This window comes from Flavobacterium sp. TS_SC_5 (genome assembly GCF_056156265.1).
Genome location: NZ_CM149588.1, coordinates 3,243,403 through 3,265,406, shown reverse-complemented (window position 1 = coordinate 3,265,406; position 22,004 = coordinate 3,243,403). Strand labels below are relative to the sequence as shown.

Sequence of the window (22,004 nt, the reverse complement as noted above, 5' to 3'; positions counted from 1 at the left end):
ATTGGTTACATGAAAAAAGAACGAACCCATTCATCGTCGCTTTTTTCTAATTCTTCGTACGATCCTTCAATATGTATTACGCCTTCTTTCAAAATAACGATACGATCGCTAGTATGCTTTGCGCACGGCATATCATGTGTAATTATGATAGAAGATGTTTTATTTTTCTTTTGGATTTCCAGTATAAGTTCACTGATTTCTCTAGAAGTTATCGTGTCTAATCCTGTAGTGGGTTCATCATATAATATAATTTCAGGTTTTAGGATGAGAGTTCTTGCTAATCCAATTCTTTTGCGCATACCACCGGATAGTTCCGAAGGCATCTTGTCAATGGCTTCACTCAAACCAACACTTTCTAAAACTTCAACAATTTGGTTTTCTAATTCCTCCGCAGATAAATCTTTAGCATGCCTTTTTAAAGTAAAGCCAAGATTTTCGCGAACACTCATAGAGTCATATAGAGCTGCGTTTTGGAACAAAAAACCTATTCTGATTCTAATTTTGTTAAGCTCGGTATTGTCTAATTTTGTGATGTCAGTTCCAAAAACATTTATTTCTCCTTTATCAACTCCTATTAAACCAACTAAACATTTTATTGTAATTGATTTTCCTGAACCGGATTTTCCTAATACTACAAGGTTTTCACCTTTGTTTACGATTAAATTAATTCCTTTTAGAACTTCGTTTTTTCCGAAGGATTTATAAAGATCTTTTATTTCTATAACTGGAGCATTTGTTTTAGAAATAGGAGTATGGCCTGTTGTTGTTATTTCTTGCATCATTTTAAAAGAATAAATCAGTTATTTGTACCGCAAGCATATCAATAATAAAGATAGTCAGCGATGCAGTGACAACAGCAGAGTTAGCTGCCTTACCAACACTTTCAGTTCCATTAGCAGCATTAAATCCTTTATAACAACCAATCATCCCAATGAAAAAACCAAAGAAAAAAGTTTTCATGGTTGCCGGAAATATATCCAAAAAAGTTATTGATTCTAAAACTTGAGCCAGATAGCGATACAAACTTACTTCTCCATGAATATTTATGCCTGCATAACCACCAATAATTCCAATACCATCAGCATAAATTACTAATAATGGGATCATAAGCGTAGTAGCCAAAATTCTGGTAACAACTAAATATTTATAAGGATTTATGGCTGAAACTTCCATAGCATCAATTTGTTCAGTCACTTTCATAGAACCTAATTCGGCTCCAATACCTGAAGAAACCTTACCTGCACAAATTAAAGCAGTTATTACCGGAGCTATTTCTCTAATAAGCGATAATGCAACCATACTTGGAAGCCAGGATTCTGCGCCAAACTTAGCTAAAGTAGGTCTTGATTGTAAGGTCAAAACTAATCCCATAATGAAGCCAGTAATAGTCACTAATGGTAATGATTTGTAGCCAATGTTATAACATTGTTTGATGAATTCCTTCATTTCGTATGGAGGTTTTAAGACCTCTTTAAAGAAACGTGTGGCAAACAAGGTAACTTTACCTACATCATTAAAAGTATCTTTTAAATAGCTGATTATACTTTCTTTTTTTTCGGTTACTGTTTTATTCATTTATCATTACTATTTTTTATAATTTTTGGATGTATTTAATCTCTTATTCTAATTGTAACGCAAGAATAGTAAAAAGGAAAAAAGTGGTTGTGAGGAAAGAGTTTGCAATTTTAAAAAAATGGAGAGTTCGTTTTGATGAAATTCTGGAATATAATTTCTGTCTTCAAGTCAATAAATTTAAAATTTTAAATAACGAAATGACAAAAAAGTAAAAATCACATCATATTTATAATTTATGATAACATCAAATCGCCTAGCCTTTTTACTTTATCATGATCCGCTGTCAATAACATTTGTTGCGATTTAATCAAGATATGAAGTTCTGCGGTTAGATGATCGAAATTACCAGACAAGGAATCTTTATAACTTTTTATAGCTACAAATTCGTTGTATTCCATTGTATTCAAAATATCTTCTCTGTCTTTTCCGATAAATTTCGATTTAAAATTAATCCAAAGTCTTTTCAACAAACTGTTATTTCTACATTCAAAAACAGGAACTCCTCCCATTTTATGAACCTCTTCAATAAGTTCTGATTTGAATATTGTGCTGGTATTTTGAAATTCAGAAAATAAATCTTTCAAATCATCCTCTTCAGTTACTTTTTTTGCTGTTTTATAAATCTCAATTCTTTCGTTGTTGATTTCAATAAGATTATTTAACACTACAATTGATTTTTCTTTATTCATCATCTTAACTATTGCGTATTTATCTAACTTCGAACATAATTTTTGGGTAGGGAATTTTTGGTGAATAATAGTGATTTATCGTTACTCTTAAATCAGTTTCTTCTAATTCCTTAAAGATATTTTTCGATCGTTTTATAATAAAAATATTATTAATTTTTTTTCAGAACAGTATAATCAAATAAATTGGTCAGTAACAATCTGCTTAATAAATTAAAATTTTCAATTAAACTAAAATCTATTTGTTGTCAGAATTAGTTGCATTCCAGGATACTTTACATCTGCATTATCTTCTGCGGTAATAATTATTTTTGAAGGCTTAAATGACGTAACCGTTTCAAAGGTGGCTTTAAGTTTCGAGGACATAAAACCGGTGTCGCTTTTTATTTGTCCAATATTTTTCACAACAGAATTTTCGGTTTCCATCCAAACAACGTAAACGTTTTTTGAAGGTTGCAACCGATTAACTTCGGCTAAATTTGATATTTTTATTCCAATCGAATAATTTTTGTTACTGTCTTTTTTTACACTCACTTTTCCCTCTGCGGCGGGAACTACTGAGGAGTTTTGAAAAGCTATATTCTTCCCGCATGATGCAAAAGACAACAACATAATTAGTGCTAAAAATCCTGTAAATAATTTTTTAATATTTGAATTTAATCGAATTGTCATTGTATGTTCCTTGAGTTGGTTTATGATACAAATTTCAATAGTAAAGCGGTAAAATATGTTATATAAATATTATAAAAATTTACATTATTCACACGTAAATAATCACAGTCTAAAATAATTTATCCGTTTTTTTTGTTGCCAACCACCAATAAAACAACGCCTCCTATAGCGATTACGATTCCTATAATAGGGGACCAAGCTACGGGATGATTTACTTCTTTGTTTACTTGTATTGGACCTATATCAACCACTTTTTCGGTAGTTGTAAAATTGAAGCTATTGTAAAACAACATTAGTATTCCTAAAACAATCAAGATAATTCCTATGGGTTTCGTTTTCATCTGTAATTTATTTAAAGTTATTTTTTTTAAAGTGATTTTAAGTGTTTAATATTATGCTTCGGAAAAGTATTCTTTTACAAAATTATGTTGCTGGCTTGCGGTCATCTTGTCCGTATTTTTGATTTCGAATTTAATCTTCAGAAAACGCTCGTCTTCACTAAGAAGATCAAAAAGTTCTACTTTGGCATTGGTAGGACCAAAGAGGATTACGCGTTTGTAGTTTTTAATTGTTTCTCCTATTTTTTTGTAATAGTCGTACAATTGTTTTTTCTCTTTTTCAAGCATCAAATTTTCATTTTTTGCCAGATGTTTTTTCTTCTCCTTGAGTGAAAACTTTGATTCAATTGTTTCAATCTCAAAATGTTTTGATGTGAATTCCATTAAATGGGCAAAGGAATGATCCATCCAAATCCCTAATTTTTTTGATGCCGTCATAATAATCTGTTTTTGGAAATAATAAATTTTACATGTTTTAATAGATTACGATAATTAATTATAAAAGTCTAAAGTTCAGCTATTTGTTATTGATTTTTATTATATAAATTTAGATAAAACTTATATAATTCACATGTAAATTCTTTATGAAAAGTTAATCAGATTTAAAACCACGCTCAATAATTTGCATCTCCTTTCAATGGTAAAGGAGTAGTTGGGCAATGAGTTGTTTTGTATTTTTTCTTTGAATGGTCCTCAGAAACTAGATTTTCTGGATCGTTTTAATAAGTGCTCATCTCACTGTAAAGCATAAAAGAAGGGCTGTTGTTTCCAACAGCCCTCCAACTAACCAAACCAAAACCCAACCTAATCTTACTATTTTTCGTAGGTCATTTTCAACTCTACTCTTCTGTTTTTTGCACGACCAATAGCCGTTGCATTTGTAGCGATTGGTTTGCTTTCACCATAACCAACTGCAGTAACTCTTGATGCAGAAACACCTTTTTCCATTAAATAATTTTTAACAGATTCAGTACGTTTTTGAGATAATTCTAGGTTCAAAGCATCACTACCATTGCTATCAGCATGTCCTTCGATAACTAAGTTAGAAGCATCATATTTATTAATGATAGTTACTAATTCATCTAATTGAACTAATGAACCAACTTTTAATTTAGCACTATTGTTTTCAAAGAATATTTTACTTCCTAGGTAAGTAATTCTTTCTACATCTTGTTTTGTGATTTCCGGACATCCTTTATTTTCCATAGTTCCTTTTACTGTAGGACAACGGTCATCAATATCAGCAACACCGTCTCCATCAGAATCTGGACAACCGTTTAAACTCATTGGACCAGCAACATCTGGGCAACGATCTAAATCATTTGGAATACCATCTTTATCATTATCCATAGCACAACCAGTAGCGTCTACTTTAGTTCCTGGTTTAGTATCTGGACATTTGTCATTAATGTCAGCGACACCATCATTGTCTGAATCTGGACAACCGTTTAATAATGCAGAACCTGCAGTATCTGGACAAGCGTCTAAATAATCAGCAACACCATCTTTGTCTCTATCTAATGGACAACCATTTTCATCAACAACTACACCAGCCGGAGTTTCAGGACACGTATCATTACGATCTGAAACACCATCGTTATCAGCATCTTTTTTATCACCTAAATTGAAAGTTAAACCAGCCATGTGAGATAAATAAGCGTCTTTTTTGCCATTATCAACACCGTCTCTTCTGTCTTTATTTGAAAAACTAAAAGTTTCTTGTAGGTTTAATGTAATTATATCATTCAATTTGAAATTTATTCCACCACCCGCTGTAGGTAAGGCGTAATCAATTCTGTCTTGATCAAAGTTTAAATCTTTGTCAAATAACATTGCTCCAACACCTGCAAATGCATAAGGTCTAACAATAGATTCAGGTCCTGTCATGTTAAATCTTAAGTTTAACGCAACCGAATTAAAATCGCTTTTAAAACTTCCTGAAGGACTGTTGTTGTAACCAATTGTTCCCTTAGAAGCTAAAAAGTTCAAATCAAAATAACGACCTAAATATCTAGAAACAGAGACTCCACCAAAACCGTAAAACGCTTTATCAGTTTTGTAAAAATTATTTCCTAAATCACCTTGGTATTGTGTTACACCACCATGAAGACCAACATTCCATTTCTTGTCTTCTGTTTGTGCTTTTGATATTAATGTAAATGCTAAGCATATACATAGTAATAGGATTTTTTTCATCTTTATTTATATTATATTGTTTGATACAAAGGTTGTCAACATTGGGTTGTCAATTGTTATAGAACTATTGTAATAAGTTGTATCATTCACACATTGGGAAGAATTTTTCCTTTTTTTATTCTAAATGTACACCATCAATTAACCATTAGTTAATCGGCAAAAAAAAGAACTATTTAAAAAAATCATTCTTTTGTTAACTGCTCATGGAGAAAGTTTTGAAAGAAGTTTTTTTTAAATGGTTCTAATTAATTTTTTAAAAAGTTTACATTTTTTGTTAAAAACAAAATGGTTGCTGATTCTCTTTATTGACTAAATATTACTTTTGAAAATCCTTTTCTGGTGTCAGTTCAGATTCTTCAATGTATTCTTTAGCAGTTATTTTTCCAACTCTGCAATTACTTCTTGACGTGTAGGACATATCTGGTTCTAAATTTTCCATTATTACAAGGACTTTGTTTATGAATTACTCTAAATATCTTCTCAATGTCCAAGCCATTGTCTCGTGAGCTAGCATCAAACCTGTAAGGAAATCAGCTGTTCCTGCATCTTTATTTTCATCAGCACTAGCGTCAACATCTTTTCTTAACTGAACGATTAGCGTTTCATGATCTTCTAATAACTCCTTAAGCATTTCTTTTTGACCTGGATACTGATTTGGAGATTCCTTGATAATTGTTAAATCTGAAAACTCTTTCATTGTTCCAATCGTTTTTCCACCTAATTTACTAATACGTTCTGCAGTTTCGTCAATTGAAACTTCCAGTTGTGTATATTGTCCTTCAAACAATTTATGTAATTCCATAAAACTTTGTCCAGATACATTCCAATGAAATTTTCTTAATTTAATATATAGCGTCATTTCATTTGCTAAAATTGAAGAAAGGATTGAAATACTGTTTTTTAAATGCGCTTCTGTAATTCCGATTTTAATTTTCATGTTTTCTAAATTTTATTTTGATTACTTATATTTTGTAAAATAATTTGTTTTTTATCTTCTTAAGAGAACTAAAAACTCGTTTATGTTTTATCCAAGAAGTGCTTCTTACAAAGGTCTCTTTATTGCTTTAAAAAAGTATTATAAGATTACAAGAATTAGTTACATCTTTCACACTTTTAACTTAATAACTATTTATTAATCAATAATTTAAACAATAAACAGGGTCGATGTTGTAATATGTGTGGATTTAAAACTGTATTTTCTAATGGAACTTTTTCCTTTTCTATAAATAATTTCAAAGGTGATTGTGTCAGTTCAAAATTAAATATCAATTATGCAATTGAGTCTTCTTTGGCTAAGTAAATTTCTTGAACGGCATGTATGAGCTCAAAACCTTCATGGAACGGCCGTTGAAACGCTTTTCTTCCCATAATCATTCCGGCTCCGCCAGCTCTTTTATTTATTACTGCTGTTTTTATGGCTTCCACCAAATCAGATTTTCCTTTAGATTCACCTCCTGAATTAATCATCCCAATTCTGCCGGAATAGCAATTCATAACTTGATATATCTTTCATTTTAACTTTGCTTTTAAGTGAGTTGTTAAAAATCGAAAAATAGAGTGGAATTAGATTTTATAAACTGGATAATCAGTATATCCTTTTTCATCAGCCGTATAAAATAAATCCATATTGAGGTCTTCTGATAAAGGCCAATCGTTTTGAAATCTTTCTACTAAATCTGGATTATTGATGAAAGGCCTTCCAAAAGCAACAAGATCTGTAAGTCCTGATTCCAGCGCTGATTCTGCACTTTCTTTGGTATAACCACCGCAGGTAATTAAGGTATTCTTGAAGTTATGACGAATTAATTTTTTGATTTCATTGGGAACTGTTGGCGCACCCATTGCCGAATGATCCACAAGATGGATGTGCGCAATATCAAGTTTGTTAAGTTCTTTAGATAAATAATCGTAAGTAGCGTCAATTTCAGGATAATGTGGCATATCACTAGCTACTCCATAAGGAGAAAGTCGAATTCCGGTTTTTTCTTTCCCAATGGCATGCGCTACGGCTGTAACCACTTCTATCACAAACTTGCAACGATTTTCTATGCTCCCTCCATACTCATCGGTTCGAATATTGCTTACCGGGGAAAGAAATTCTTCTAATAAATACCCGTTGGCAGCATGCAATTCGACACCATCAAACCCTGCAAAAAGAGCATTCTCTACGGCAGAAATAAATTCGGTTTTTGCATGCAAAATATCTTGAAGCGTCATTTCATTTGGGACTACAAAATCTTGTAAACCATTGGCATCAGTCCACATTTGTCCAGCTGCCTTGACTTGCGAAGGTGCAAATATTTGCGTGCCTTTGGGCATATTCAGCGGATGACTGATTCTCCCCGAATGCATCAGTTGAACAATTATTTTCCCTCCATTTTTATGGACAATACTTGTGGTTTTTTTCCAGCCTTCTACTTGTTCAGCATTAAAAACACCTGGAATTCTTGCGTATCCTAATCCATTTGGAGATGGTGAGGTTCCTTCGGTTATAATTAGTCCGGCACCAGAACGTTGGAGATAATATTTAGCCATTAGTTCATTGGGAATATTATCAATCGCTCTGCATCTTGTCATAGGCGCCATTACAATGCTGTTTTTAAGGTCTAAGGAACCCCATTTTTTTGGTGTAAATAATTCAAATTTATCCATGATTTTTGTTTCTAAGTTATTGATATAAAGGTACTTATAATTCGTAAATTATAAATTAAAAATATCAGTTAAAATAACGTTATGGTCTTGCAACATGTTCTTTAGCTTTAAAAATATTGTAGATAAAAAGCTTTTGCGAATATTTAAACTTATAGTTAGTCTTCATTTCGTTTCAAAATGATTTTATATTTGCAAAGGGTGATGCATTGTTTAAATATACTTTTTGTTTAACATAATTTTAAACAAAATCTTTGAAAATACTAAAGACTAAAAATTAAGTTAGGCAACATTCCTTTTTAATGTTCTAATTAACGGGTATCAAGCTCGTGTACCGGTTCGTTGGTCATAGGCGGAAGATTGGAAAACCCCTATGTTCTTGATGCCGTTACGCCAATCTGGCAAATCAGAAAAAATGCTACCTAACAAAATATATTTATTTTCAGTTCAATTTAGATCTACATAGGATCTGAAAGCCCGCTAATACGAATGAGTTTCTTGTTTACAAATTCTTGAATTCCTAACTCAGATAATTCTCTTCCGTAACCTGAATTTTTAGTTCCTCCAAAAGGCAAATCAGCTTGGGTCCAAGTTGGGTGATTGATAAATACCATTCCAGTACCAATTTTATCAGCGATACGTTTACCACGTTCTATGTCTTGAGTAAATATCGAACATCCTAATCCAAAACTGGAATCATTTGTCAAAGTTATTGCTGCTTGTTCATCTTTGACTCTGTAGAAAGAAGCTACAGGTCCAAATATCTCTTCATAATAAGCAGGGATTTCTGGCTTCAAATCGGTTAGAATAGTAGGCTGCACGAAAGCACCTGGAAGATCAGACCGAGTTCCACCAAGCAAAATGGTTGCTCCAGCCTCAACAGATTTTCTTATTTGATCTATAATGTGTTCGGCAGCTTCTTCGCTGCTCATCGGTCCTAATTCAGTTGTGGAGTTCATTGGGTCACCAACAACTAAGTTGGACATTTTTTCTTTGAATTTTTCAATGAATTCATCTGCAATTGCTTCTACAGCTATAAATCTTTTAGAGGCTACACAACATTCGCCATTATTATTGATTCTACCTACAACTGCCCATTCAACAGCTTTATCAATGTCGGCATCTTCAAGAATGATGAAAGCATCGCTACCACCCAATTCCAGTACTGATTTTTTTAAATATTTTCCGGCTTCTGATGCTATACTTGCACCAGCTTCCTCGCTTCCAGTAAGCGAAACTCCTTTTATTCTTTTATCTGCAACTAAAGAAGATGCACGTTTTCCTGAAATAAATAGATTCGTATAAAGACCTGCTGGTGCTGCGGCTTCATTGAATAAATCTTCAATGGCAATGGCACATTGCGGAACCATCGACGCATGTTTTATAAGAACTGTATTTCCAACCATAATGTTTGGAGCAGCAAAACGCGCCACTTGATAAAACGGAAAATTCCATGGTTCAACTCCAAATATTACACCAATGGGGCTACAACGAACGTAAGCGCTGCCATATTCGGGTTCCAGATGTTTGTCAGCTAAAAATTTCGCAGCATTAGTAGCATAATAATCAAAAATATCAGCGCTTAATAAAATTTCACCTTCAGCCTGAGCAATTAATTTACCCATTTCGAGCGTGATAATTTTTGCAAGGTATTCCTTTTTTTCGCGCATCAAAGAAGCTACTTTGTGCAATATTTGAGCACGTTGCTCGTAATTAGTTTCTTTCCAGGTATCGAATGTTTTTGCGGATTGTGCAACCAACATATCAACAGTTTTATCAGTCATTTCTTCAAAAGAGCGTACGACTTTATTGGTGTAAGGATTAACAGTTTGAATAGCCATTTTTTATTTTTTAGAAGGATTAATTGTAATTTCTTGTTTTTTTTGTGGGGTAACCAAACCGTACATTGCTTCGTATTGTAAGATGATGTCTTTTTCGCCAATGGAATTGAAAAATTCTTCTAAGCGTTTGATGTGGTCTATCGTAAATTGAAGATGTACTTTGAGTGCATCTGCTAGTTCATCAGTGACAGCATTTTTAATCAATAGGGGAATCGAGATTATCAGTGCTTTTTCTGTAAAGTAAATTTCTTTTAGTTCCTCTACAAAAATATTTCGACAACCTTCACTAGTTTTAGAAGATGTTTCATTTGAATTCCCTTTCCCTTTTTCTAGCATTACTTTTTTATCAGTTTTGGTTACGGTACTTTTCATTTGTTTTTTATTTTATTGAAGTACAAAAATTCGATATCGTAAAGTTGAGGTTATAACAGTTCTAAAGTATTACACAATTAATGTTATGTATTACATCTTTCACATATTATCAAATTAATCTTTTGAAATCAATCAGGAAATAACTTTTGTAATTGCGTTCCTTATTAAAGTACTAAAGCCATTTAGATTTTGATAAAAAGAATGAAGGATTGCAGCTATACAACTCACTATAGGTTGAAGGTCAGTTGTTATTAAAGGATTTTTATTATTTTGATAAATCACCTGCTTAATATCGAATGAAATTAGAGTCTTGGCAGAAAAGACTTTGGAAATGAACAGAAATATTTGTAGGCTATAAAATAAAAAGCTGTAAGTTAAAAAAATGGGAGCGCTTTATTTGGTGTTTTAAGTTCGGTAATGCAAAAAAAGCAATTACGATGGAAATAAAAAAACTTCCTTTTATATAGTAAAAAGGAAGTTATGAATTGTAGTCAACTTATTTGTGCTTGTCTGTTTCAATTTGTTTTAAAAAAAATAGAATCATAAAAGCAAAAATATAATTTATGATTCGTCTTTAGTTGTACGAACTAAGCTAATTCCTGAAACAAAGAATAATATACCTAAAACTCCGTAGATGATTAACGATTTAATATCTGTTGTTTCGCCTGAAGTACTTGCAAATATAACTGCAGTGTAAATAAGTCCACCTATTCCAAGAGCAGTAAGTAATGCTCCGAAGATTCTTTTTAAATTCATGATTTTGATTTTTAAGATTTATATTTTTTTTAGCGATTGTTTTTAACTAAATTAGTTTAAAGACAAACACTTTTAAGTAATTAACATTCCGTTTTAAGAAGGCCCTAATTACTTCACAAATGTATTTTTATGGAACATCCAAAGTGTTACACAATTGTTAATAAAAGTTATATCATTCACAGTTTAAAGTCAATCTGATAAATTTTCACACTAAAATATTATTCTTAGATCATTGATTATGAGTATAAAGAAGGCGTTTTTTTGCCGTAATGGAGTTGTTATTTGTTCCTTTTGTTTTTTGTTAGCTCCACAATTTTTGCAAATAACAACTGTTCGTCGATGGGTTTAGCAATATAATCATCTATTCCTACGGCTTTACATTTTCCTAAATCTACAGTAGTTACATCAGCTGTAAGCGCAATTATCGGGATTTTTAAATTCATAGTTTTTCTAATGTATTCAGTAGCTTCAAATCCATTCATGACTGGCATTTGTAAGTCCATTAAAATAATATCGTATGATTTTTTTTGTAGTTTTTCGATTGCAATTTTTCCATTTTCAGCCACATCTCTTTCAAAACCGAAATCATCCAATATTGTTTTCATCAATAACTGGTTGAGAGCGATATCTTCTACAATTAGTACTTTGATATTTTTTAAAGATGTAGACGACCCTACTAAATCAGTTTCTAAATCCGTAAAATCTAGGGTTTTTTCAAAAGGTAAGGTGAAACTAAATGTGGAGCCTTCATTAATTTTACTTTTGACGCGAATACTTCCTCCCTGAGATGTAACTAATTGTTTAACAATTGCTAATCCTAAACCAGTCCCACCATATTGATGAGAGGTTCCGTTAGTAGCCTGTTGGAAGTTATCAAATATTACCTCTATATTATCTTCGGGGATACCAATTCCACTATCAGTAATTTCAAATTCAATAATAACTTTTTCCTCATCCTCAAACAATATATTGGCAGTAACTGTTATTTCGCCTTTCGATGTAAATTTAACAGCATTACTAACCAGATTTAATATAATTTGGTGTAATCGAATAGAGTCTCCTAAAAGTACTTCAGGTATTTTAGTGTCATAATTAGTAACTAATTTTAAATTTTTTTCCTGAATCTTTGTCTCAAACAATTGAAGCATAGAAGCTAATGAAACAGCCATTTTAAATGGTTTCTTTTCAAAAATCATTTTACCTGCGTCCACTTTTGCTAAATCAAGAATGTCATTTATCAGTGCAATTAAAGTATCGCCACTAATTTTAATTGCATTTAAATATTCTTTTTGTTTATCGGACAATTCCGTTTTTAAAATTACTCTGGTAAATCCAATAATTGCATTCATAGGAGTCCGAATTTCATGACTCATATTAGACAAAAATTGTTGTTTTGCTTTCATTGCATTTTCCGCAATTAGTGTGGCTTGTTCTGCTTTTATTTTTTCGTCTTCAGCTACTAAAGTGGCTAATTCTGCAAAAACTTTAGATTCTATTAGTTCGGATTCAATTCTTTTTTGATCAGTTACGTCTCTGGCAACAATTACAACACCTAAAACATCTCCTTTATCATCTTTATAAACAGATCCGTTTACTAAAACATCTGTTAGCTTGCCACTCTGGTGACGAAGTTTAAGTGGAGAATTGGTTATATAGCCTTTAGCAAATACTTCTTTGTAAATAGCACGAGCTTTTGCAGGCTCCGTAAAATACCCAAAAAAATCTGATCCCTTTAATTTTGCACGGGATAAACCAGTAATGTTTACAGTTGCCCGATTCATATCTGTAATTTTACCTTCATTATTTATTGTGGTTAATGGATCCAAACTTGCTTCAATAAGACTTAGAGAATATTTTTCTTTAAGATAATAACGAGAGCGATCCGTAATATCTTCGATAGCAAGAAGAATTAGTGGTTCACTATTTTTCTTTTGAATAATTAAATGAGCATTAAGCAACATTATTCGTTCTCCAATTCCAGAAAAAGAATGGGTAACTTCAAAGTCTTCGAAACTACTATTTTTCTCAAAAATTTTATTTAGAACTGAACGAAGTTGTGTAATATTCCATTGCTTGTTTCCTAAATTAAATAATAATTTCCCTTCTGTTTCCTCCTTATCCACCATAAATTTTTTATAAAAAGATTTATTGGCTGATATTACATGAAAATTTTTATTAAGAATAAGCATTGGTTCATGAATAGTGGCAATAATAGCCTCTGAATATTCATGTGATTCTATTAATAAATCATGACGCATTTGTAACTCAAAATTGGTAGAAATAAGCTCTTCATTCGTGGCTTCAATTTCTTCTTTTGATGTTTCAAGCTCTTCATTAAGAGTTTGAAATTCTTCATTTGAGGAAACTATTTCTTCATTTGCGGCTTGTAATTCTTCATAAATTGTTTCTTGGGTTTCAACAATGGCAATCATCTCTGTACGTGCACTATTCAGCTCTTCCGTCAGTTTTTTTATTTTTAAATCTTTTAGCGTGGTATTACTTTTCGTATCTGAATTGTTTTCAATAAAATTTTCTACGAGTTCCTGAGGTTTAAACACAATAAGTAATAATGGCTCTTCCCATTCAATTTTTAGAGGACAAACTTCAAATGACATCATTCGCAAAACGGAGTCTACTTTTATTTCGATCCCGGATTTATAGACAGTTTGTTTTGTTTCCAATGCTTTATTAATAGCATTACGGAGTTCAAAAGCAAATTCAGGTCGGGCCATTTTCAAAATATTTAGACTCGCTTTTCCGGAACTATGTTCAAGGTAGGAGGAAACTGCACCTCTGAATTGCAGGATCTCCATGTCTTTATTGACTACAGCACATGCAGGCATATAACTGGCAAGAAGTGTTGAATCGATAGCGTTTTCAATACTTTCTTGATTTACACTTACGTTTTTAGCGGGAGTATTTACTTTTTTATTAGACATATTAGTGCGTGTGAAACGAGGTGTCAAATCAAGTATTTTTTTCACTCCCAAATTATTTTTTCGAGAATAAATTTTAAATTTATTGTTTACAATAGTAAACAGCAGTGAGGATGTCCCAATACTTTCTGCTTTTCCAAGCATTAAAAACCCTCCCTCTTTCAATGCAAAATGTAGCGATGCAAAGACTTTTTTCTGGGCAGCAGAATCAAAATAAATAAGAAGATTACAGCAACTAACAAAATCCATTCGAGAAAATGGAGGATCTCGTAAAATATTGTGAGGTGCAAATATGCACATTTCTCGAAGTTCTCTAATGATTCGATAATTTTCACCTTCTTTAGTAAAAAAGCGAGTTAAATATTTTTTGGGAAGAGATTCCACATCGCTTTGAGAATATTCTCCATTCCGAGCATTCCTGATTGCCTCTTCGCTTAGATCAGTTGCAAAAATCTGGATTGGTACTTTATTCGTTTTAGTATCCTGTAATTCGGCAATAATCATTGCAATGGAATACGCTTCTTGTCCTGTAGAGCAGGCTGGAACCCATATTCTTAAAGTCTCTTCTGTTGATTTACTTTTTAAGAGTTTTGCTAACAGATCAGTTTTTAAAAAATTAAAAGTTTCAGTTTCTCTAAAAAAACTGGTCACATTAATTAATAAGTCAGTATAAAGAATTTCAATTTCGTTATTTTTTTGGAGTAAAAGCTTTACATATTCCTGTATCGTTTTAATTCTATATTGCTGCATTTTATGACTTATTCTTCTCTTTATGGTAGGCATTTTATAGTGACTAAAATCTACTCCGGTTTCTTTAAGTAATAGCTCAAAAATGGTATTTATATCGAAGTTATTATTTTCAATAGTTATTTCTTCCTCTTCCTCTTTCTTAGAATTGGTAGAAATACCTTTTTTACTGATGCGAACCAATGCAGCAGCGATTTCTTCTGGAGACAAAATATAGTCTACCACACCTAGAGTAATGGCTGAATTAGGCATACTGGTTGCTTGTGCAGTTTCATCTTGCGCAAAGGTTACACCTCCAGCATCCTTAATAGCTTTAAGTCCAATCATACCATCACTGGCATAACCCGAAAGCACTACACCAATAACATTTTCTTTATGTGTTTCAGCAAGAGAGGAAAAAAGAACATCAATAGTTAGATTTGGAATATTTTTTTTAATACGGGGATGCAATCGAATGTGTCCATTAACTACCTCTATAACTTTATTGGGTGGAATCACATAGACATTATTGGGTTCCATCTTCTCCATATTATCAATTTCCTGGACTTTCATTTTTGTTATCTTAGAAAGAATTGAAGTCAGTAAACTTTTATGGTCAGGGCTTAGGTGTTGTACGTAGATATATGCCATGCCTGTATCAACGGGTAATTTTTTCAATAAAAGACTAAAGGCTTCCAGTCCTCCGGCTGAGGCACCAATAGCTACAACCGTGAAGGAGTTTTCTTTTGCTTCTTCTTTTAGATTTTCGTTTGGTATCAATTTTTTTGATGAGGACTTTTTGGATGATTCCATTGTATTAGATATATATACTATTTCATAGTTTTAAGGATCAACTATGAGATTTGTTAAAATTATTTTTTTAACCTATTGATATTAAATCACTCAAAAAATATATACGATTAATCTGTTAAATATACAATTCGTTAAGAAGTTTGATATGTTGAATATTTCTCTAATTATACGCCAATGTAAGGATATGTTTTAACTTTTGTACCTAAATTAAGTTAATTTAATTATAGAAATGTAAATTAAGAACTTTGAATATTTAATTAATTGCTTCTTAAATTTAAAAAATACGAAAATACTTTATCAAAATATCTGAGTTATAGTGTTATTTTTCAACTTCTTAAATTGTTAAGTTCCTCCTGTAATTCGTTACAGGCTTGAAGACAAATTTCTTCAAGTTGCTGCACTAATTCATGTATTTCTTTAGATTTTTCTTCTGCTGTGGCTAATTCCTGAATTTTCTTTGCCATATTTTCATAATTTGCACTAATTCCCACGATGGAAAAGGACGGTATCATTTTATGTGCCGAAGCAGCTAATAAAGACCAGTTTTGGTCGGCAAGACTTTGTTTCATAGTTTGCACTAATGGCGGAACTTGTCCTAAATACAGTGCTATCATTTCCATCATTAATTTTGGATTTGATTTTGTTCTCTGGTTTAAATACACGAGATTAATACATCTTGTTTTTTCCCCGGTCACCATGCTATCTTCTAATTTATCACTATGTTTTTGAGGAAACGTATCAAGATGTGACTTATTTAAAATACTAACTATTTTATTATACAATTGTTTTTCGTCTACCGGTTTTGCAAGGTAATCGTCCATTCCTACTGCTTTGCATTTTGCTAAATCGACTGTTGTAACATCAGCAGTCAATGCGATTATTGGAATAGTTGATTTCATTGTATTACGAATGTATTCTGTAGCTTCAAATCCGTTCATTTCTGGCATTTGCAAGTCCATTAATATAATTTCATACTCCTTTTCTTTTAATTTTTCGATAGCTATTTTACCATTTTCGGCTATGTCACGTTCAAATCCAAAATCATCCAGTAATGTTTTCATTAATAGTTGATTCAACGGAATATCTTCAACTACTAATACTTTTATATTTTTTAATTCAGATTCTATTTTTGTTACTTCATTTTCCAGTTGAACTTTGGCATTCGTTTTTTGGAAAGGCAAGGTGAAACTAAATGTAGATCCTTCGTGCATAATACTTTGTACACGAATTGTTCCTCCTTGTGGTTCTACTAATTGTTTTACAATAGCAAGTCCAAGTCCGGTTCCTCCATACAATTTTGAAGTTCCGCTTGTTGCCTGTTGAAAATTTTCAAATATCATTCCTATTTTTTCTTCGGAAATTCCAATTCCAGTATCAGTTATAGCAAATTTGAGAATCACTTTCTCTGGGTCTTCATGCATTAAATCTACACGTACCGTAATTTTTCCTTTGGATGTAAATTTAACAGCATTGCTGACTAAATTTAAAACGATTTGATGCAAACGAATCGGGTCTCCCACCAAAACATTAGGAATTTTAATATCGTATTCTTTTATTAATTTTAAGTTTTTTTCCTGAATTTTATTTTCAAATAAATGAAGCATGGCCGAAATGGAAGATTCCATTTTGAAAGGCGTTTTCTCAAACGTCATCTTTCCGGCGTCTACTTTTGCCAAATCTAATATGCCATTAATCAGAACGATTAAGGCATCACCACTTATTTTGATTGCGCTTAAATATTCTTTTTGTTTGTTGGTCAAATCTGTTTTGAATAGTACTTTTGTAAATCCAATGATTGCATTCATCGGTGTACGGATTTCGTGACTCATATTCGACAAGAATTGCTGTTTTGCTTTCATAGCGTTTTCAGCAATAGCTTTAGCATTTTCAGCATTTATTTTTGCTTCTTCTGCAATTTCCGTGGCTAATTCTGCAAATATTTTAGCTTCAATTAATTCTGTTTCAATTCTTTTTTGATTGGTTACATCTCTGGCAACAATAGCAGCTCCCAGAACATTCTCCTTATCATCTTTGTATACGGCACCATTGAATAATACATGAATCAGTTTGCCATTTTTATGACGAAGAACTAAGGGTGAATCAGCAATAAATCCTTTTTCAAATACTTTTCTATAAACTTCTAGAGCTTTTTCCGGTTCTGTAGAATATTCAAAAAAATCGGTTCCTATTAATTCCTGTCTTGTTTTACCAGTTACTTCAACCGCTGCATGGTTCATATCTGTGATTTTTCCGTGCGGTGAAATTGCAAATAAGGGGTCATGGCTCGCTTCGATAAGACTAAGAGCATAATCAGAACGTAATTTTTGGGTAGTAAGATCGGTATTCAGTTTTTTTAGTTGTTGCGCCTGAAGTAGTAATTCTTGATTTTTGGTATGCAAATCTACAAAAACAGCCACTTTTGCTCTCAATATCTCTGGAGAAAGTGGTTTAATCATGTAATCAACGGCTCCCGCCTGATATCCTTTGAAAATTTGCAAAGAATTATCCATGCTGGCCGTTAAAAAAATTATCGGAACATGTTTGAGTTTATCGATTTGTTGAATTAATTCTACGGTTTCAAATCCATCCATCATAGGCATTTGTACATCGATTAAGATGAGTGCAAAATCTTGTTGGTGAAGCAGAATTTTTAAAGCTTCGTTACCGGAATTTGCTTTGACACATGAATAATTTTCGTCAGAAAGTATAACTTCTAAGGCGAATAAGTTTTCGGGTAAGTCATCGACCAATAAAATTTTAACAGGGCTATTTATTTTCATTTTTAATTGTAAAATAAAAGTTTGAATGTCGTATGTTCTTTAAAAATATTGAAATAACAACAAAAAAATTAACATAATGACTTTGGGGATATACCACCTTTTTGATATCGTTTTATTATTTACTTAACCAAACGCGCATCAATGAGAGTAAACGTTCTACATCAATAGGTTTGGTGATATAATCATTTGCACCCGCATCAATACATTTTTGTTTATCGTCTTTCATCGCTTTTGCCGTCAGGGCAATTATAGGTAACTTTCTAAACTTTATTTGAGAGCGGATGCGTTTCATGGCTTCGTAACCATCCATTTCGGGCATCATAATGTCCATTAAGACTAGATCAATATCGGAATGCTCTTCTACCATTTTTAAGGCATTTTTACCGTCTTCGGATTTTATGACTTCCATTCCGCGTTCTTGTAATATTTTGGATAAAGCAAAAATATTTCGCATGTCATCATCAACTAATAAGATTTTTTTTGTCTGAAATATAGCCTCTTTATCGTGCAAATTATGGATCATCATTTGTTTTGATTTTGTCAAACTGCTGATGGTTCGGTGAAGAAAAAGCGCGGTTTCATCCAGCAATCGCTCTTCTGATTTTATACCTTTTATGATAATACTGTCTGAGTATTTGTGCAGCAGATTATTTTCTTCTTTGGTAAGTTCTTTTCCGGTGTATACGATGATAGGAGGAAGGTTGTGGCCTTTCATTTCGCTCAGCCTATGGATCAGTTCAAAGCCCGTCATGTCAGGCAATCCAATATCCAGAATGATACAATCTATATGATTATTCTCAAATAATGCTATCGCCTCTTTTCCAGTTGCTGCTTCGTAACATTCTACATCACCGGTACCAATGAGTATTTTAATTACTTTTCTGGAATTTTCACTGTCTTCAATAATCAACAGTTTTTTTATTTTTCTATCCACAAAATTCTCAATCCTATTGAATGCCTGTTCCAGTTCCTCCTTTGCTATTGGTTTCATCAGATATTCTACTGCACCTTCTCTAATGGGTTCCAGCGAACGGTCATTTGCGGATATAATATGGACCGGAATATGTCGTACAGAAGGATTTACTTTTAATTCATGTAGCACTTGTTTTCCATTGATTCCAGGCAATCCCATATCGAGAATGATGGCTTGCGGTTTGTATTTTATAGCAAGTAAAAGCCCGTCTTCGCCAGAAGAAGCGGACAGACATTTGAATCCTTTTTTGTTGGCTTGTTTTAAAAGTATAGCCGCAAAATTGCGATCATCCTCAATAATCAGCACTATTTTATCATCGGTTTTTATGAGCTCTCTGTCGTCTTGAATGGTCGGATAATTTAAATATTTAACGTCATTCTCCGAGCGTCGAGGAGCTGAAATTGGTTGCACTGGAATTTCTTGCTCAGATTCTTGTGCAGGGTAAATTGCGAGTGGAATAATAAGAGAAAAAGTAGATCCTTGGTTTAAATTACTGCCTACTTTTATTTCCCCTTCCAATAATTTTGCAAGTTCTCGTGAAATAGAAAGTCCTAATCCAGTTCCGCCATATTTTCTGGAAGTCCCGCCTTCGGCCTGCTGAAAAGCTTCAAATATGGCTGACTGCTTATCTTGTGAAATTCCAATTCCTGTGTCAGTAACAGAAATGTTTAAAGTAGTTTCGGTGTACGGTTCGATGCGTATGGTCACACTTCCATTTTCGGTAAATTTGATCGCATTAGATAAAAGATTTTTCAATATTTGATTCAAACGTTGAGAATCGGTATGGATGAAATCAGGTAAATCTGATGCTAATTCACACAGTATAGTTAATCCTTTTTGTTCCGCTTGATGTTTAAAATCACGAAGTAAATTATGACTGAAATTTTTGAGGGATACTTTTTCAATATTTACATTCATTTTTCCGGCTTCAATCTTGGATAAATCCAACACTTCGTTTATTAATACCAGAAGATCATGACCACTTTTATAAATTATTTCTGCACTTTCAACCTGAACTTCGTCGAGATTTTTCTTTCTGTTCTCAGATAAATCTTTGGAGAGAATTAACAAACTATTCAGAGGCGTTCTTAATTCATGCGACATGTTTGCAAGAAATTCCGATTTGTATTTACTGCTAATTTCGAGCTGTTTTGTTTTCTTTTCAATATCATTTTTTGAAGCTTCAACTTCTTTATTTTTCTCTTCTAATGATTGGGTTTGCTCTTCCAATTCTTCGTTGGTCATCTGCAATTCCTCTTGCTGTTGTTTAAGATTTTGTGCTTGTTGTTCTAATTCTTCATTCAACTGTCTCAATTCTTCCTGCTGTATTTGAAGTTCTTCCGCTTGATTTGAAAGTTCTTTATTCGCAAAACTTAACTCGACCGCTCTTTTTTCTTTTTCATCATTTTGAAAGGCAAGTTCTTCATTTGCAATCGCTAATTCTGCTGCTCTCTTTTCTTTTTCGTCATTTTGATGCGCCAATTTATTATTGGCAATTGCTAATTCTGCAGCTCTCAATTCTTTTTCTTCTGCTTGTTGAACAGTATTTACACTGATAGCAATACTTCTCATTGATACATCAATGAATTCTTTTTCAGTTTCGGTAAAATCATTAAGCTTACCAATTTCTATAACACCTATGGTTCTGCCGTCAAGTAAAATAGGAGTAATAAGCAAGCTTTTTGGTTTCGCATTCAATACCGATGATGTAATACGGATCTGATCTTCTGAAATATCTGTTAATAAAATTTGTTTTTGTTCCCACGCTGCCTGACCAATTAATCCTTCATTCAATTTGAAAATTTCGGTGGTATCTTTGGCTGAAGTAAAAGCAAATTTTCCAGTCAATATCAAGGTATTGTCCTTTTCATTAAGTAGGTAAACGGCTCCAATATTGGCTTTCAGATAGGTACATAAAAAACTTATCGTACTATTTGCCAATTGTACTATGTTTTGATCTCCAATAATTTTTTTATTAAGTTCAGCATTTCCTGTAAGTAACCAATTTTTTCCAGCAGTTTGTGCCTCAGAATTTTTAAGTGCTTTCAAATTTGTTGCAATGATGGTGTATACAGCGATAAGAATCATCCCAATAACCAACAATAATATTGCAAAAACAAAATTAAACTTACTAGCATCATCCTGACTTTCCTGAATTCTTTGAGCAAGTAATGTGCGTTCTATTTCCTGCGCCTGTTCAATTATTTTTCTTATTTCGTCTTGAATTTGTTTTCCTTCACGTGAAGCAACAAAAGCTCTGGCTTTCTCAAAATTAATTTTGCGATATGTAACTCCTGTATTTAAATTTTCTAACCTAAGTTTGATTTGTTTCGAAAGCTCCTCAATATTTTTTTGTTGAATAGAATTGTCTTTCGTTAATTTTTTCACCTTTTCAATTTTCTCAATCAACTTTGAATTAGCAGTTGCAAAGGTTTTTAAAAAAACAGCATCACCGGTTATGATAAATCCTCGTTCGACAGTTTCTGCATCAATGGAATATTTGAGTATTTGTTCGAATTCATATAAAACAGTATTGGAATGGTTTACTAAAGTATTTGAAGCAACAAATTTTTCAGTGTTTTTAAATGAAAAAATTGAAACACCAAAAAGTACTACCGCACAAGCAATAAATCCAATAATTATTTTTCTTCCTAGGTTCATTTTGATAATATTTTTGTAATGATAATGCTG

16 protein-coding genes and 1 pseudogene are annotated in these 22,004 nt (G+C 32.4%); all 17 read right to left on the bottom strand.

Annotated elements, in window-relative coordinates; translation table 11 throughout:
* Positions 1 to 5: 5 nt before the first annotated feature.
* Positions 6 to 782: an ABC transporter ATP-binding protein gene (locus AC0J6S_RS14010; protein WP_474954370.1), complete on the bottom strand. Its 777-nt coding sequence runs from the start codon at positions 780 to 782 to the stop codon at positions 6 to 8.
* Between the two features lies 1 nt (position 783).
* Positions 784 to 1,542, bottom strand: a complete 759-nt coding sequence (locus AC0J6S_RS14005) for an MlaE family ABC transporter permease (RefSeq protein WP_474956372.1) — start codon at positions 1,540 to 1,542, stop codon at positions 784 to 786.
* 266 nt (positions 1,543 to 1,808) lie between these two features.
* On the bottom strand, positions 1,809 to 2,267 hold the full coding sequence (locus AC0J6S_RS14000) for a PA2169 family four-helix-bundle protein (RefSeq protein ID WP_474954369.1): 459 nt from the start codon (positions 2,265 to 2,267) through the stop codon (positions 1,809 to 1,811).
* Between the two features lie 225 nt (positions 2,268 to 2,492).
* Complete coding sequence (locus AC0J6S_RS13995) at positions 2,493 to 2,933, bottom strand: hypothetical protein (protein ID WP_474954368.1); 441 nt, start codon at positions 2,931 to 2,933, stop codon at positions 2,493 to 2,495.
* A gap of 119 nt (positions 2,934 to 3,052) precedes the next feature.
* Positions 3,053 to 3,274, bottom strand: coding sequence for a hypothetical protein (locus AC0J6S_RS13990; protein ID WP_474954367.1), 222 nt, complete (start codon positions 3,272 to 3,274; stop codon positions 3,053 to 3,055).
* Positions 3,275 to 3,325: 51 nt separating this feature from the next.
* Positions 3,326 to 3,709: a hypothetical protein gene (locus tag AC0J6S_RS13985; protein ID WP_113665907.1), complete on the bottom strand. Its 384-nt coding sequence runs from the start codon at positions 3,707 to 3,709 to the stop codon at positions 3,326 to 3,328.
* A gap of 375 nt (positions 3,710 to 4,084) precedes the next feature.
* Positions 4,085 to 5,467 carry an OmpA family protein gene (locus tag AC0J6S_RS13980; protein ID WP_474954366.1) on the bottom strand — a complete coding sequence of 461 codons (1,383 nt, stop codon included), beginning with the start codon at positions 5,465 to 5,467 and terminating at the stop codon, positions 4,085 to 4,087.
* Positions 5,468 to 5,783: 316 nt separating this feature from the next.
* Positions 5,784 to 5,906, bottom strand: coding sequence for a hypothetical protein (locus AC0J6S_RS13975; RefSeq protein WP_395380509.1), 123 nt, complete (start codon positions 5,904 to 5,906; stop codon positions 5,784 to 5,786).
* Positions 5,907 to 5,930: 24 nt separating this feature from the next.
* Complete coding sequence (locus tag AC0J6S_RS13970; RefSeq protein ID WP_474954365.1) at positions 5,931 to 6,404, bottom strand: Dps family protein; 474 nt, start codon at positions 6,402 to 6,404, stop codon at positions 5,931 to 5,933.
* Between the two features lie 332 nt (positions 6,405 to 6,736).
* Positions 6,737 to 6,967 (bottom strand): annotated as a pseudogene (locus tag AC0J6S_RS13965) (class I fructose-bisphosphate aldolase); the annotation flags it as partial.
* A 63-nt stretch (positions 6,968 to 7,030) separates the two neighbouring features.
* On the bottom strand, positions 7,031 to 8,119 hold the full coding sequence (locus AC0J6S_RS13960; protein ID WP_474954364.1) for an alkene reductase: 1,089 nt from the start codon (positions 8,117 to 8,119) through the stop codon (positions 7,031 to 7,033).
* A 455-nt stretch (positions 8,120 to 8,574) separates the two neighbouring features.
* The gene (locus AC0J6S_RS13955; protein WP_474954363.1) at positions 8,575 to 9,957 is read right to left on the bottom strand and encodes an NAD-dependent succinate-semialdehyde dehydrogenase; all 1,383 of its coding nucleotides are present in this window, start codon (positions 9,955 to 9,957) and stop codon (positions 8,575 to 8,577) included.
* Positions 9,958 to 9,960: 3 nt separating this feature from the next.
* A complete protein-coding gene (locus AC0J6S_RS13950) occupies positions 9,961 to 10,329 on the bottom strand; it encodes a DUF892 family protein (RefSeq protein ID WP_474954362.1) in 369 nt (122 codons plus the stop codon).
* A 561-nt stretch (positions 10,330 to 10,890) separates the two neighbouring features.
* A complete protein-coding gene (locus tag AC0J6S_RS13945) occupies positions 10,891 to 11,085 on the bottom strand; it encodes a hypothetical protein (RefSeq protein ID WP_474954361.1) in 195 nt (64 codons plus the stop codon).
* 278 nt (positions 11,086 to 11,363) lie between these two features.
* On the bottom strand, positions 11,364 to 15,560 hold the full coding sequence (locus AC0J6S_RS13940) for a CheR family methyltransferase (RefSeq protein ID WP_474954360.1): 4,197 nt from the start codon (positions 15,558 to 15,560) through the stop codon (positions 11,364 to 11,366).
* A 326-nt stretch (positions 15,561 to 15,886) separates the two neighbouring features.
* Positions 15,887 to 18,340, bottom strand: a complete 2,454-nt coding sequence (locus tag AC0J6S_RS13935) for a response regulator (protein WP_474954359.1) — start codon at positions 18,338 to 18,340, stop codon at positions 15,887 to 15,889.
* Between the two features lie 115 nt (positions 18,341 to 18,455).
* Complete coding sequence (locus AC0J6S_RS13930; RefSeq protein ID WP_474954358.1) at positions 18,456 to 21,974, bottom strand: response regulator; 3,519 nt, start codon at positions 21,972 to 21,974, stop codon at positions 18,456 to 18,458.
* Positions 21,975 to 22,004: the final 30 nt, after the last annotated feature.

What these genes read in the sequence shown, in the direction of transcription:
- AC0J6S_RS14010 (WP_474954370.1), bottom strand. Translation starts at nt 782, where the DNA reads ATGATGCAAGAAATAACAACAACAGGCCATACTCCTATTTCTAAAACA.
- AC0J6S_RS14000 (WP_474954369.1), bottom strand. Translation starts at nt 2,267, where the DNA reads ATGATGAATAAAGAAAAATCAATTGTAGTGTTAAATAATCTTATTGAA.
- AC0J6S_RS13995 (WP_474954368.1), bottom strand. Translation starts at nt 2,933, where the DNA reads ATGACAATTCGATTAAATTCAAATATTAAAAAATTATTTACAGGATTT.
- AC0J6S_RS13990 (WP_474954367.1), bottom strand. Translation starts at nt 3,274, where the DNA reads ATGAAAACGAAACCCATAGGAATTATCTTGATTGTTTTAGGAATACTA.
- AC0J6S_RS13985 (WP_113665907.1), bottom strand. Translation starts at nt 3,709, where the DNA reads ATGACGGCATCAAAAAAATTAGGGATTTGGATGGATCATTCCTTTGCC.
- AC0J6S_RS13980 (WP_474954366.1), bottom strand. Translation starts at nt 5,467, where the DNA reads ATGAAAAAAATCCTATTACTATGTATATGCTTAGCATTTACATTAATA.
- AC0J6S_RS13975 (WP_395380509.1), bottom strand. Translation starts at nt 5,906, where the DNA reads ATGGAAAATTTAGAACCAGATATGTCCTACACGTCAAGAAGTAATTGC.
- AC0J6S_RS13970 (WP_474954365.1), bottom strand. Translation starts at nt 6,404, where the DNA reads ATGAAAATTAAAATCGGAATTACAGAAGCGCATTTAAAAAACAGTATT.
- AC0J6S_RS13960 (WP_474954364.1), bottom strand. Translation starts at nt 8,119, where the DNA reads ATGGATAAATTTGAATTATTTACACCAAAAAAATGGGGTTCCTTAGAC.
- AC0J6S_RS13955 (WP_474954363.1), bottom strand. Translation starts at nt 9,957, where the DNA reads ATGGCTATTCAAACTGTTAATCCTTACACCAATAAAGTCGTACGCTCT.
- AC0J6S_RS13950 (WP_474954362.1), bottom strand. Translation starts at nt 10,329, where the DNA reads ATGAAAAGTACCGTAACCAAAACTGATAAAAAAGTAATGCTAGAAAAA.
- AC0J6S_RS13945 (WP_474954361.1), bottom strand. Translation starts at nt 11,085, where the DNA reads ATGAATTTAAAAAGAATCTTCGGAGCATTACTTACTGCTCTTGGAATA.
- AC0J6S_RS13940 (WP_474954360.1), bottom strand. Translation starts at nt 15,560, where the DNA reads ATGGAATCATCCAAAAAGTCCTCATCAAAAAAATTGATACCAAACGAA.
- AC0J6S_RS13935 (WP_474954359.1), bottom strand. Translation starts at nt 18,340, where the DNA reads ATGAAAATAAATAGCCCTGTTAAAATTTTATTGGTCGATGACTTACCC.
- AC0J6S_RS13930 (WP_474954358.1), bottom strand. Translation starts at nt 21,974, where the DNA reads ATGAACCTAGGAAGAAAAATAATTATTGGATTTATTGCTTGTGCGGTA.